General features: G+C 48.4%; 5 protein-coding genes and 1 CRISPR repeat array. Of the genes, 3 read left to right on the top strand and 2 right to left on the bottom strand.

Translation table 11 applies throughout. The features are described 5' to 3' along the window. Positions 1–137: 137 nt before the first annotated feature. The 3 genes from cas9 to cas2 are packed head-to-tail and all read left to right on the top strand — an operon-like array spanning position 138 to position 4447. The gene (cas9, locus tag ACO0LK_RS22975; RefSeq protein ID WP_422979213.1) at positions 138–3179 is read left to right on the top strand and encodes a type II CRISPR RNA-guided endonuclease Cas9; all 3042 of its coding nucleotides are present in this window, start codon (positions 138–140) and stop codon (positions 3177–3179) included. Positions 3180–3184: 5 nt separating this feature from the next. Continuing rightward, positions 3185–4114: a type II CRISPR-associated endonuclease Cas1 gene (gene cas1, locus ACO0LK_RS22970; protein WP_422979211.1), complete on the top strand. Its 930-nt coding sequence runs from the start codon at positions 3185–3187 to the stop codon at positions 4112–4114. Between the two features lie 27 nt (positions 4115–4141). Beyond that, positions 4142–4447, top strand: a complete 306-nt coding sequence (gene cas2, locus ACO0LK_RS22965) for a CRISPR-associated endonuclease Cas2 (RefSeq protein WP_422979209.1) — start codon at positions 4142–4144, stop codon at positions 4445–4447. Between the two features lie 70 nt (positions 4448–4517). Then, positions 4518–11226: direct repeats of the CRISPR family, unit length 36 nt; unit sequence AGTCTAACAGATTGGGATATGTGCTCTGACCGGAAC. A 217-nt stretch (positions 11227–11443) separates the two neighbouring features. On the opposite strand, the gene ampC is transcribed toward cas2, so the two are convergent. Then, positions 11444–12622: a class C beta-lactamase gene (gene ampC / locus ACO0LK_RS22960; RefSeq protein ID WP_422979207.1), complete on the bottom strand. Its 1179-nt coding sequence runs from the start codon at positions 12620–12622 to the stop codon at positions 11444–11446. Positions 12623–12696: 74 nt separating this feature from the next. Beyond that, a complete protein-coding gene (locus ACO0LK_RS22955) occupies positions 12697–14898 on the bottom strand; it encodes a TonB-dependent receptor plug domain-containing protein (protein WP_422979205.1) in 2202 nt (733 codons plus the stop codon). Between the last annotated feature and the right edge of the window lie 30 nt (positions 14899–14928).

Raw genomic sequence — 14928 nt, 5'->3', positions numbered from 1 at the left:
CATATAGCGGCCTTTTCATTTGGTGCATCTTTCAGCTTGTTAGCGTTCAGAGCACATATCCCAATCTGATAATGCTTGTATGTTATGTCAATATTATTGTAAAGTCAATGTATTAGTAAAATAACATGGAGTAGCACATGCTTGGCAAAATGATATATCGCCTGTCCTTAGACTTGGGATCAACTTCCTTGGGCTGGGCAATGATACGCCTGAACGCACAAAACTTGCCCTGCGCCATTATTAAAGCAGGAGTTCGAATATTTTCAAACGGCCGAAATCCGAAAGATGGCTCTTCACTCGCCGTAACTCGTAGAGAAGCGCGTGCAATGCGCAGACGGCGTGACCGACTGCTTAAACGTAAAGCACGAATGATGCGCTCATTGATTGAACATGGTTTTTTTCCTTCTGACGAGGAACAAAGAAAAGCCTTAGAAACTCTGAACCCCTATGATTTGAGAGGTACCGGCCTGGATGAAGAACTGACACCAGAAGAGTTTGGCAGAGCTTTGTTCCACATCAATCAAAGGCGTGGCTTTAAAAGTAACCGTAAAACCGATAAAAAAGACAATGATAGCGGAGCATTAAAAACTGCTATTAGTAAACTACGCACTGCGATGGTTGAGGAAAATTGTCGAACCGTTGGCGAATGGCTGTACAAACGTGACGCGGCAGGGAAAACCGTCCGCGCCAGATATCGCGAAGCCAAAGTCACCAAAGACGATGGTAAGACACGTCTTGATAAGAGCTATGATCTTTACATAGACAGAGCGATGATAGCAGCAGAGTTTGATGCGCTTTGGAAAAAACAAGCCGAATTCAAACCTCACCTTTACACTGAAGCAGCATATCAAGATCTCAAAGACGTTCTGCTACATCAACGTCCACTCAAGCCTGTCAAACCTGGTCGTTGTACCTTTTTACCGGATGAAGAACGTGCACCTCTTGCACTGCCTAGTACACAAAGATTTCGCATCTATCAGGAAGTGAATAATTTGCGGATACTCAGGGAGTATATGCGCGAGGAAGCACTGACTTTGACACAAAGAAATGCGCTGGTTAAAACACTAGAGGAAAACAACAAGCGCACATTTACACAAATAAAAAACTTGCCTGGTATTGGCAACGTCAATTTCAATTTTGAAGACCCGAAACGCCAAGAACTCAAGGGAAATATTACGACAGTAAAGATGAGTTCCAATGAATGCTTTGGAAAAGACTGGCTTTCATTTAGCGAAGAAAAACAAGATGCTATCGTACTGCAATTAATCACGGAAGAAAATCTTGCAAAGCTAATACGATGGTTGATTGAAGAAACTGGAATAGACGAAGAGAGAGCCGAAACCATCGCAAATACAGCTTTGCCGGAAGGGTATGGCAGCCTTTCAATAAAAGCACTGGCACGAATTCTCCCTGAACTAAGGCGTGATGTAGTCACTTATGACAAGGCGGTTATCGCTGCGGGTTTTGAACATCATAGCAATATTAGCCTCTCCGCGAGTGGCGAGATTTTTCCTGAACTGCCGTATTACGGCCAGGCTTTGCAACGCCACGTCGGATTTGGAACAGGAAAGGTGGACGACACCGATGAAAGACGATATGGCCGCATCGCCAACCCAACAGTACATATAGGATTAAATCAGATTCGTCTCGTCGTCAACGCACTCATAAAACAATATGGTCATCCAAGAGAGGTCATAGTCGAAGTCGCCAGAGACCTTAAACAAAGTAAAGAGCAGCGTGACAATGAAAGCAAGCGTCAAGCCGAAAATCAAAAACGCAACAGTCAAATTAAAACTGAAATTGCCGGAATTTTGAACATCAGTGAAGAAAGAGTAAGACACGCTGATATTCAAAAAATGATACTTTGGAAAGAACTAAGTTTTGATCCTGCGGATAGACATTGCCCCTATTCTGGAGCAAGAATAAATGCGCACACGTTACTTAGTGATGAAGTTGAAGTAGAGCACATCCTGCCATTTTCTTTGACGCTGGATGATAGTCTCAACAACAAAACAGTGGCTATGAGACAAGCAAACAGGCTCAAAGGAAATCGCACTCCATGGGATGCATTCGGTCAGAACCAGATCGCCGGATTTGAATATGACAACATACTTGGTAGAGCCGAGCAGATGCCTAAAGCAAAGCGCTATCGCTTTGCAAAAGATGGTTATGAGCGTTGGTTAAAAGACGACGCAGGTTTCCTTGCTCGCGCACTAAACGATACGAGGTACATGAGCAGAATAGCGCGTGAATACGTGCAATTAATTTGTCCGGATACACGCGTTATTCCAGGTCAGATGACAGCCATGCTAAGGAAAAAATTTGGCTTAAATAACGTCTTAGGCTTAAACGGAGAAAAGAACCGCAACGACCATCGGCACCATGCTGTAGATGCTTGTGTAATAGCAGTAACTGACCAAGGCCTGCTACAGCGCTTTGCACAGGCCAGCGCAAGTGCACGCGAACGACAACTTAATCGGCTGGTTGAGGACATGCCTTTGCCATGGCCTTCTTATTACGACCATGTTGTACGAGCTGTGAATAACATTTGGGTTAGCCACAAGCCCGATCACAGTCATGAAGGTGCTATGCACAATGACACAGCCTATTCACTGCTAAGCAACGGCAAAGTAAGTGTACATAAATTTATCGATGGGAAACGTACAAAAATCGAAGAAAGTCTGAAAGTCATTCCTTTTACCAGCGTAAAAGCATTGGATAGACACGGAGTACTAGAAAATGGAGAACCCCGGCCTTATAAGGGATACAAGGGGGACAGCAACTATTGCATTGAGATTGTGCGAAATGAGAAAGGTAAGTGGGAAAGTGAAGTAATTTCAACTTTTTTTGCTTATCAAATCGTCCGCTCCGGAGGAGTAAAGAAATTGCGAAACCCAGAAATTAGCTTGAGTGGGCAGCCTTTAGTCATGCGACTGATGATTGACGACAATGTGATAATAGAAAATGACAGCGGTAAACAAATTCTTCGGGTTGCCAAGCTGCAAGGTGATGGTAGGACATGGTTAATTGAACATAGAGAAGCAAACGTACGTAAGCGCGCGGACTCCGGTGAAATAAAATACTTGGGTGCACCAGCTAGCACACTTCGCAAACTCCATGCACGAAGAATTACCATTTCACCAATTGGTACTCTTCGTGATCCTGGATTCAAGGAGTAATTACCATGATAGGCCGCATTGTAGAAATAGCTGACGACCGCAGACATTTATTTCTATCCCGCGGCTTCATGGTGGTACAAGATACCGAAGGGCAACGCAAAGAGCTAGGTCAGGTTCCTTTAGATGACATTGCTGCAGTAATTGCGAATGCACATGGTCTCAGTTATACCAATAATCTTTTAATCGCCCTGGCAGAACGCTGCGCACCTTTTGTCCTATGCGCAGCTAATCACAATGCTGCCGGCATGCTATTGCCAATAGAAGGCAACTACCAGCAGGCCAAGCGCTTTGATGCACAAATTGCGGCATCGCAACCCACCATTAAGCGCTTGTGGGCGGACATCGTTAAATCCAAGTTACAGCAGCAAGCTGCTGCATTGGAAGCGGCCAGTGCGCCTAGCATTCCACTTTCATCTCTAGTGCGTAAAGTACGTTCTGGTGACCCTGATAATTTTGAGGCGCAAGGTGCAAGGCGTTATTGGACCCTATTGTTTGGCGAAAGCTTCAGGCGGGACCAGCAAGGTGGAGGACTAAATGCCATGCTTAACTATGGCTATACCGTATTGCGTGCCACCACGGCGCGTGCTGTGGTTTCTGCGGGGCTGCACCCTACGCTTGGATTGCATCACAGTAATCAAGGCAATGCCATGCGCCTAGTTGATGACTTGATGGAACCTTTTCGCCCCATGGTGGATTTAAAAGTGTGGCAACTACAAAAACAGGGGAAAGATATGGTTACGCCAGAAACCAAACGTGCCTTGGTCCGCACCATGTACGACGATATGCAAACCAGTGCAGGCGTCACCCCCATCATTGTTTGCACTCAAAAATTGGCAACTTCCTTGGCCCAAATATTTATTGGCGAAAAAGAAAAACTTGATTTGCCATTACCTGGACTCCCTCTTAATCTGGCTTCGTCCTTGCTAGACGAGTAATATGTCATGCTTAGCGGATATCGCATCATGTGGATGATAGTGATGTTTGACTTACCGGTCATAGAGAAAGCCGAACGCAAAGCTGCGACGGAGTTTCGCAACTCATTGCTGGACATGGGTTTTGAGATGTCGCAGTTTTCAGTTTATATGCGCTTTTGTACTAGCCAAACGCAAGTTGAGACCTATTGCAGGCGCGTTGAACAAAAACTGCCTAGCGGCGGCAAGGTAAATATCCTACAATTTACTGATAAACAGTACGAACGTATCATCACTTTCCGCGGAAAAGCCAAACAAGCGGCTCCAAAAATACCGGATCAGTTCGATTTATTTTGATGAATTTAGCCATTTTTCTTGCATCAAAAAACAATAAACCCCTGAATAATCAGGGGTTTATTGCATTTCTAGTCTAACAGATTGGGATATGTGCTCTGACCGGAACAATTTGAAGTTACTTGAAGTTTGCCCCATCAGTCTAACAGATTGGGATATGTGCTCTGACCGGAACTTAAACTATGGCAAACGCAAATGAAAATCAAGTCTAACAGATTGGGATATGTGCTCTGACCGGAACGCGAAGTTCGAGCTCAATGAGCTGATCTTTAGTCTAACAGATTGGGATATGTGCTCTGACCGGAACATGCCGTCATTCGTGGCGGCTCAGATTGAGAGTCTAACAGATTGGGATATGTGCTCTGACCGGAACTTAGTTATCCGTCTGGAGTACGGGTGTAGCAGTCTAACAGATTGGGATATGTGCTCTGACCGGAACGTGGCTGAACTCATCATGCAACGGAGTACCAGTCTAACAGATTGGGATATGTGCTCTGACCGGAACCTAACCATTTGCGGTAATCAGTTTCGATAAAGTCTAACAGATTGGGATATGTGCTCTGACCGGAACATCTTCTTCTTTGGCTTCTCACTGTCTTGCAGTCTAACAGATTGGGATATGTGCTCTGACCGGAACACCCAAAGCAATATGGGGCTAAACCAGAGGAGTCTAACAGATTGGGATATGTGCTCTGACCGGAACGGCAACGCAATAGCTACTCAAACCCCGGAGAGTCTAACAGATTGGGATATGTGCTCTGACCGGAACATCTTCAATTTGTTTGTTGCTGATACCAAAAGTCTAACAGATTGGGATATGTGCTCTGACCGGAACGCGAATGCTGCATTACTCCCTGCACTTTTGAGTCTAACAGATTGGGATATGTGCTCTGACCGGAACTTGAATGCTTTCCATGCCTCATCAGCTGGAAGTCTAACAGATTGGGATATGTGCTCTGACCGGAACAGGTTGGTCCGCAGGTTGTCCCACAGGTTGAGTCTAACAGATTGGGATATGTGCTCTGACCGGAACTGGCTGAACTCATCATGCAACGGAGTACCGAGTCTAACAGATTGGGATATGTGCTCTGACCGGAACACAATCAGAACTGCTGAGTCTGAGATATGGAGTCTAACAGATTGGGATATGTGCTCTGACCGGAACCTGAAGAAAATCAATTCTGATCTTTCTAAAAGTCTAACAGATTGGGATATGTGCTCTGACCGGAACATGGATACTGATGTTGTTTATAACCGTTAAAGTCTAACAGATTGGGATATGTGCTCTGACCGGAACTACAAACAGGTAGGCACTAAATGTCTTGAAAGTCTAACAGATTGGGATATGTGCTCTGACCGGAACTGTCTGAGCTGAAGTCCATGGGTTATAAGAAGTCTAACAGATTGGGATATGTGCTCTGACCGGAACACATTACCGCCATCTCTTCGCACTGTTCCAAGTCTAACAGATTGGGATATGTGCTCTGACCGGAACTGGTTATCTGCGTTCCCACGGCGTGAAGCAAGTCTAACAGATTGGGATATGTGCTCTGACCGGAACGACGAAATCGGACATGTTCAACAGCGCTGAAGTCTAACAGATTGGGATATGTGCTCTGACCGGAACTGTCAGGGGTATAACCACGCGATCGCAACCAGTCTAACAGATTGGGATATGTGCTCTGACCGGAACCCTGGTTGCAGGCGATCCTTTCCGTGGTTTAGTCTAACAGATTGGGATATGTGCTCTGACCGGAACACGTACCGCCGTCATAGTGTGGTTTGCTTCAGTCTAACAGATTGGGATATGTGCTCTGACCGGAACAGCTCCCGCCGAAAAAGAAAAGTCCCTGAAAGTCTAACAGATTGGGATATGTGCTCTGACCGGAACGGGCAGGTAGCAAACGTGGTGCTGATGCCAAGTCTAACAGATTGGGATATGTGCTCTGACCGGAACTACGGCTTCCCAGTCGATATTACGTTTTTTAGTCTAACAGATTGGGATATGTGCTCTGACCGGAACATCACAACGTTTGCCACGCATGATGCGCTTAAGTCTAACAGATTGGGATATGTGCTCTGACCGGAACTGGACACCTGTAAAGCGCTTGAAGTCTTTGAAGTCTAACAGATTGGGATATGTGCTCTGACCGGAACGGCGCGCTCACGCTTAATCTTTCCTAAACCAGTCTAACAGATTGGGATATGTGCTCTGACCGGAACAGTAGCGCCAAACCCTGACAGACCGCGCCGAGTCTAACAGATTGGGATATGTGCTCTGACCGGAACTTGATGGTTCCATACCGTACAAACGCTACAAGTCTAACAGATTGGGATATGTGCTCTGACCGGAACGCCAGAAATCAGCAAACGCGAAAGAGAAGCAGTCTAACAGATTGGGATATGTGCTCTGACCGGAACGGTCAAGAACGTTAAGCTTCTTGGCAAGGCAGTCTAACAGATTGGGATATGTGCTCTGACCGGAACCTGATGATGATTTCGCAGACCAGGCTTTTAAGTCTAACAGATTGGGATATGTGCTCTGACCGGAACAACACGCATCGCAATAAGGCATCGAGGAAAAGTCTAACAGATTGGGATATGTGCTCTGACCGGAACTTAATACAGTGATTATAATCATAATATTAAGTCTAACAGATTGGGATATGTGCTCTGACCGGAACTGGTAGTTCTGGTTTGCGGCTACCTGATACAGTCTAACAGATTGGGATATGTGCTCTGACCGGAACTTTGGCGCACTTTTTGATCTTCAATCGTTTAGTCTAACAGATTGGGATATGTGCTCTGACCGGAACTACAACCTGTGTCCTGAGCCGTGGTTCGAGAGTCTAACAGATTGGGATATGTGCTCTGACCGGAACGCTTCCCTGATGCGCAAGCTATCGCACAAGAGTCTAACAGATTGGGATATGTGCTCTGACCGGAACGTGAGAAATGCACGGTATCATCACCCTGAGTAGTCTAACAGATTGGGATATGTGCTCTGACCGGAACTTGATCGTGTGCGGGTAAGCCGTGACCTTTGAGTCTAACAGATTGGGATATGTGCTCTGACCGGAACGCCCCTATAAGAATGTACAAAACGGGAATCAGTCTAACAGATTGGGATATGTGCTCTGACCGGAACTAATGAGCGGTCAAGGGTGGCCTGGAATGTAGTCTAACAGATTGGGATATGTGCTCTGACCGGAACCTGTCCGGGACGGTGAATACTCAGTGTATGAGTCTAACAGATTGGGATATGTGCTCTGACCGGAACTCCGGGGGCCTAATCAATGGTGCCGGGTGGAGTCTAACAGATTGGGATATGTGCTCTGACCGGAACTAGGTTACTGTTGTTGTAGGACAGGTTGGCAGTCTAACAGATTGGGATATGTGCTCTGACCGGAACTTTGCCAACTGTATTCACTTCTGGGTGAACAGTCTAACAGATTGGGATATGTGCTCTGACCGGAACTGATTAGTTGTGTGTGTTTAGATGTCGCCGAGTCTAACAGATTGGGATATGTGCTCTGACCGGAACTGTGACGCCACCGTTGCATAGCTTCCGGTGAGTCTAACAGATTGGGATATGTGCTCTGACCGGAACGTACGAACTGAACAGCAAGCACGGCATGACAGTCTAACAGATTGGGATATGTGCTCTGACCGGAACCAATTAGGCGACCTAAGAGGAAAAAACCTAGAGTCTAACAGATTGGGATATGTGCTCTGACCGGAACCCTGTAGAGCTTGTCTTGGCTACGACATAAAGTCTAACAGATTGGGATATGTGCTCTGACCGGAACGATCAGATTAAGTTGGTAAAAGGCATCAGGAGTCTAACAGATTGGGATATGTGCTCTGACCGGAACGTTGGCACTGTTCTAACGACTGATGCCGAAAGTCTAACAGATTGGGATATGTGCTCTGACCGGAACTGCTGGCGATGTGGGGATATAGGCTAATCAAGTCTAACAGATTGGGATATGTGCTCTGACCGGAACGAAAACACATGCAGCAGCGCGCCATGTTTGAGTCTAACAGATTGGGATATGTGCTCTGACCGGAACTGTGCGCCGCCATCGTGTCATACAAGGGCAAGTCTAACAGATTGGGATATGTGCTCTGACCGGAACTTCCGCAGTCCACTCAATTTATTGGAGATTAGTCTAACAGATTGGGATATGTGCTCTGACCGGAACTCTGGCGATGCTTTGCTGGCTGTCGCCCTGAGTCTAACAGATTGGGATATGTGCTCTGACCGGAACGACAAAAGGCCTGATGTATCAAAGCAAACAAGTCTAACAGATTGGGATATGTGCTCTGACCGGAACAGTAGTCGTGTGGCGTGTAACTGACTACAGAGTCTAACAGATTGGGATATGTGCTCTGACCGGAACTACAAACAGGTAGGCACTAAATGTCTTGAAAGTCTAACAGATTGGGATATGTGCTCTGACCGGAACGACGCTTTCAGGATCATGTCTTTGTTTGCGAGTCTAACAGATTGGGATATGTGCTCTGACCGGAACTAGTCAGTAACACCAAAGACTCCTACAAAGAGTCTAACAGATTGGGATATGTGCTCTGACCGGAACGGCACTACATCCGCTACGTCGATGACTTCAAGTCTAACAGATTGGGATATGTGCTCTGACCGGAACGGCAATGATTTTTATAACGGACTGAATCAAAGTCTAACAGATTGGGATATGTGCTCTGATCGGAACGCCTCTGTGCTGGTACCGGTGGATTCAATCAGTCTAACAGATTGGGATATGTGCTCTGACCGGAACCAAAGGAACCATCATGATCAACAATCAAGGAGTCTAACAGATTGGGATATGTGCTCTGACCGGAACTCTGAGCGCGTTCGTTTGCTTCCTTCGCCGAGTCTAACAGATTGGGATATGTGCTCTGACCGGAACACAAAGCCGCTACTCACCAACGCCACCGCAAGTCTAACAGATTGGGATATGTGCTCTGACCGGAACTTACTTCGTCTGCTGCCCTGACTGCAATCAAGTCTAACAGATTGGGATATGTGCTCTGACCGGAACGCATCAGGTGCTGGTAACCCATAGCTTCTTCAGTCTAACAGATTGGGATATGTGCTCTGACCGGAACAGGTAGACGGTCAACCCGCGCTGGTGAGTTAGTCTAACAGATTGGGATATGTGCTCTGACCGGAACTAGCGGTAGCTGGTTGCGCATCCAACTGCCAGTCTAACAGATTGGGATATGTGCTCTGACCGGAACCTTTCGTACTTCACTTCAACGGGCGCACCGAGTCTAACAGATTGGGATATGTGCTCTGACCGGAACTGGATTAAGGCTGTACCGATATCAATTGCAAGTCTAACAGATTGGGATATGTGCTCTGACCGGAACTGGGGCACCAGAGTTCCCGGGCTTCAATTAAGTCTAACAGATTGGGATATGTGCTCTGACCGGAACGGCATCGGCGTACTGTACGGTCCAAGTGGCAGTCTAACAGATTGGGATATGTGCTCTGACCGGAACAGCAGAGGCACGGGGAAAGAAATTGCCGGAAGTCTAACAGATTGGGATATGTGCTCTGACCGGAACCTTACGTTCTCTGGGCATGCAGCCTCCTCTAGTCTAACAGATTGGGATATGTGCTCTGACCGGAACTTGTAGAACATGAGCTGTATCACATAGGGAGTCTAACAGATTGGGATATGTGCTCTGACCGGAACTGAATTCATCGCCATATGTCGCGGCCTCAAAGTCTAACAGATTGGGATATGTGCTCTGACCGGAACGGGATTTAATGGTAATCCCATATAACCCCGCAGTCTAACAGATTGGGATATGTGCTCTGACCGGAACGGGATTTAATGGTAATCCCATATAACCCCGCAGTCTAACAGATTGGGATATGTGCTCTGACCGGAACTGGATGTACCTTGCCGCAGGCGAAGTCCTGAGTCTAACAGATTGGGATATGTGCTCTGACCGGAACGTGCGCGGTCCCACATTGAGAAGAGGCCAGAGTCTAACAGATTGGGATATGTGCTCTGACCGGAACTCCCATCGCTGCTGGCTGCAATCCTATTACAGTCTAACAGATTGGGATATGTGCTCTGACCGGAACGAGGGCACTGTCGAGGTTGAAGTTGGAAACAGTCTAACAGATTGGGATATGTGCTCTGACCGGAACTCGTGCCTTGGTTGACTTTTCCGCATTGCTAGTCTAACAGATTGGGATATGTGCTCTGACCGGAACCACTGGAAGTGCAGATATTGCAATTGTCCGGAGTCTAACAGATTGGGATATGTGCTCTGACCGGAACTCGACACCACTGATGGTGTGCATCCTTCTAAGTCTAACAGATTGGGATATGTGCTCTGACCGGAACGTGCCATGTCAGTCCTTTCGGTCTATTTTCAGTCTAACAGATTGGGATATGTGCTCTGACCGGAACACCCGGCGGGCTAGCGAAATCCAGCGGTGGAGTCTAACAGATTGGGATATGTGCTCTGACCGGAACGTCAAACACCATCACCCTGCAACACTACGCAGTCTAACAGATTGGGATATGTGCTCTGACCGGAACTTACTGCAAGCAGATGCGCGCCACCTTCGGAGTCTAACAGATTGGGATATGTGCTCTGACCGGAACATGATTTCCTTAAATGCCTTGCCGCCTGCAAGTCTAACAGATTGGGATATGTGCTCTGACCGGAACTGGAGCTTGCCAGAATCAAGCGTGAGCGTGAGTCTAACAGATTGGGATACGTGCTCTGACAGAAACTATAACTTGATCTCACGGCTGCGACGATGGAGTCTAAAAAATTGGGTTAGCGCTATTCATTCCTCCAACCAAACTACATCACTGCTGGCGCTCACCCTCAGGTTTTTCCTCCCCTTCAGGCGAGCGTTACCCATTCTCTACATGCGCAGAGAGAAAGCTTGAACTATTACAAAAAGCACCTTGCTTTGAGGCCAATTCAGTCAATCCCGCCAGAGATTCACAACCCCAATTGCCCAAGAATTTTCTGCGCCGTCTTAATCCGCACTGCACTCGGATAATTCTTGTTAGCCAGGATAACAATCCCCATTTTCTTTTCTGGCACAAAGGCGATGTATGCGCCGAATCCGTTGGTGGCGCCAGTCTTGTGGATGAATACATTTGTGCCTGGAATCATTGGTGGGGTGATCTCTTTTACGGGTGTGGCGTCGCGGGCCATGTGGTCTGTGGAGCCTTCGATGACTGCGGCGATATCTGTCGGGTAGGGGTATAGTTCCCAGACCAGGCTTTGGGTCATGCCGCCGGCTTTGAAATAGCCGGTGTGGGTGTTTTTCAGGGCGAGTGCGAATTCTGGTGTCAGTTTCATCTCGCCGATATTTGCCTTGATGAATTGCACCAGGTCGCTGGCGGTGGTTTTGACGCCGTAGGCTTCTGCGGACAGTACATCGTCTTTCAGGCGGACTGGGGTGTCGTCTTGTTTGTAGCCTTGCGCATAGTCTGCCCGTTTGCTGTCGGGTACGACGATATAGCTATTTTTCATATTCAAGGCGGGGAAGATTTGCTCTTGCATGATGGTCGCAGTTGGCTGTTGCAAGCTTTGCGCTGCAATGACGCCTAGCAAACCTATGCTGACATTGCTATAGGTGCGGTACTGCCCCTGAGGATGGTCTGGTTTCCAGTTTTTTAAATAGCTGATCAGTTGTTCATTATTCGACACCTCATCCGGCACCTGTTGCGGCAGGCCGCCTGTGGTGTGGGTGCCCAGGCTCAGCAGGGTGGTTTCGCCAAAGCTGCTGCCTTTCAGGCTGGCGAGGTGGTCAGCAACTGTGTCGGTCAGTGCCAGCTTGCCCCTGCCCTGTGCCAGGGTTGTCATGCTTGCGATAAAGGTTTTGCTGATGGAGCCTATCTCAAACAGGGTGGTATCGGTGACGGGCTTGCTGTCTGATTTGGAAGCCAGGCCATAGTTGAATACGTATTGTTTGCCATTGGCAAAAATGCCGATGCTCATCCCGGGGATGGCGTGTGCTTTCATGACGGGAAGTATGGCTTCATCTGCGGCGCGCTTGATGGCGGCAGCTTTTGTGTCGGTGTCGGCGTCGGCACTGGTGGCTTTCATGGTAAGCATGGTGCCGATGGCAAGGATGCTGATTCTTAAAATTTGCAGTGCTGATGATTTCATTTTATTTGCCTAAAATTTCTCAAAATTGTTTTTAAAATTTCTTTAATTTGATGTGCTGAATCTATGGGCTTGCATTACATGCGCCATTCCCACACCACGCGCCAGGTGCGTGCGGATTGTTCGCGTCCGGCATCTGTCCAGCGCTGTGTATCTGCGGTGTAGTCGCCACTGACCAGGCGGTCTTGCTGCAAGACGTTGGTGACTGAAAAGCGCCACTGGCTTTGTTTGCTTTGTTTCCAGCTCAGGTAGATATCCAGGTTGCGTTTGGGGCCGGTGTGGGTGCTGATGTTGTCGGATTCGCGTATGTTGTCTGCGGTCTGAAAACTGAAATCTGCACCGGTGCGCCAGGCAGGGTTGATCTGGTAGTCCGCCCCGGTGCTGATCAGCAGACCCGCCTGATGGGCCAGGCGGTTGTTTGGCCCTGGCACCTGGTCCACGCTTGACCAGTTGCGGTTGAGATTGGCGCGCAGTTCTACTGGCGGCAAAGTGGGGGACAATTCTTGCAGCTTGGTTTTGACTTCCACTTCCAGCCCGATGACTTTGGCACGCCCGTTATTGCTTACCATTGAAAGCCAGGTAGTGCCGATTTGCTTTGTTTGTTCCAGCATGACGTCTTGTATGCGTCGCCAGTAGGTGTTGATGCTGATGAGGCTGGAATCGGTCAGGTAATGTTCATAGGCCAGGTCCAGGCCCCAGGCACGTTCCGGGCGCAATTGGGGGTTGCCCTGAAAGTCTGCATTCAAGGGTGTATTGTTGTTGTCGACGCGAAAACGACGCGGCACCAGGTTGGCGACGGTGGGCAGTTTGAAGCTGCGGTTCAGGGCAAAGCGCCATTGTCGTTTTGCATCCAGCTTCCATACGCTTTGCAAGATGGGGCTAAGCATGGTAGATCGGTTTGTAAAATCAAATTCGCCTGCCTCGCGGCTATTGCTGGTGATGCGTTCCCAGCGCAAACCCAGGTAGGCAGACCAGGCGGTATTGATGGTCCATTCGTCTTGTATGTAGGCCGCCAGTTTGACTAGACCTGCCTGGTAGTGATGGCTGTCTGGCGTGATGCTGCCCTCTGCGATATTGATGTCGATTTCGTCCCGGCCTTCTGTGCGGGCGCTGCGGCTGCTGTCCCAGCCCAGGCTGAGTACATGGCTTTCTGAATACGGTGCCAGGTATTTACCGCTGAAGCGGTATTCGTTTTCATTGGCGTCGCCGGTCACATAGCGATGTGTGGTCTGTACGCCTTTGCTGTCATTACCCCAGAATTGAAATTTGGCGTCGCGGTCAAAATGGTTCCAGCCCCAGTTGATGTTTAATTTGGCACTGTCTGCCAGGCGACGTTCCCAGTTGATGTCATTACGGCTGGTGAGGATATGGGCGGCCCAGATGCTGTGGTTGTCAGGAAATTCTGTGCTGTCGCCTGCCACGCTTGTTTCTTTTTCATACTTGGCATTTTCTAACCGCGCATAGTTCACATAGACTTGCCAGCTGAGGCTGTTTTGGGTATCAATCTTCCAGTTCAGGCGCGGTGTCAGGCTGATGGCATCGCGACGGCTTTGCTGCGTTTGTTGCAGTTGCAGGTCTGCCATTGTTTGCCACTGTCCTGCTTTGGACAGTGTGTACTGGCCTTCGCGCAGTATGCCATTAACATCGTTGGTATTGCTTTCGATGCTGCCGGCAAACACGTAGTTGATGTCTGCCTGGTTTGCCATAGCGACCGGCAGATGGTCGGCCACGCTCCACGACGCGTTGCCAGACAAGCGCCCGGCTTGCAGGCCAGCGCTGGATTTGATTTCTGTCGATTGATTGCCGCTTTTTTTCTTGAGCACGATGTTGATGGTGCCAGCGATACTTTGGGCACTGACATCGGCACCGGCCACGCGCATGACTTCGATTTTTTCTATCAGGTCAGGAGCGATGCTGTCGATGGTGAAACCATTGGGCGTGGCCTGGCCGTTCAGCAGAATCTGGGTATAGCCATTACCCAGACCACGCATGCGGATTTCTGCGCCCTTGCCTTTGCTTTCGGTAACGCTGATGCCAGGCAGGCGTTTCAATACATCGCTGAGATTGGTGTCGCCATATTTATCGATCTCTTCACGGCCATAGGTGCTGCGCAGGCCGATGTCGTCCTGGCGTTCACGCACTTGCTGGGGCTTGGCGGTGATTTCAACTTGCTGGCCAGCTGGAGTAACTGTCTGGGCCAGCGCCTGTCTGCCTGCAAACAGGGACAGCGCTGCCAATGCCATGCGCGACAAAGGGAATCTTGCTAATCGCAACAACATGATGTGTTCTTTCATAAAGTTCATTAAGGC

This window comes from Undibacterium sp. Ji49W, assembly GCF_049340205.1.
Classification (GTDB): Bacteria; Pseudomonadota; Gammaproteobacteria; order Burkholderiales; family Burkholderiaceae_D; genus Undibacterium.
This window is presented reverse-complemented; position numbering and strand designations above follow the sequence as displayed.

What these genes read in the sequence shown, in the direction of transcription:
- cas9 (WP_422979213.1), top strand. Translation starts at nt 138, where the DNA reads ATGCTTGGCAAAATGATATATCGCCTGTCCTTAGACTTGGGATCAACT.
- cas1 (WP_422979211.1), top strand. Translation starts at nt 3,185, where the DNA reads ATGATAGGCCGCATTGTAGAAATAGCTGACGACCGCAGACATTTATTT.
- cas2 (WP_422979209.1), top strand. Translation starts at nt 4,142, where the DNA reads ATGTGGATGATAGTGATGTTTGACTTACCGGTCATAGAGAAAGCCGAA.
- ampC (WP_422979207.1), bottom strand. Translation starts at nt 12,622, where the DNA reads ATGAAATCATCAGCACTGCAAATTTTAAGAATCAGCATCCTTGCCATC.
- ACO0LK_RS22955 (WP_422979205.1), bottom strand. Translation starts at nt 14,898, where the DNA reads ATGTTGTTGCGATTAGCAAGATTCCCTTTGTCGCGCATGGCATTGGCA.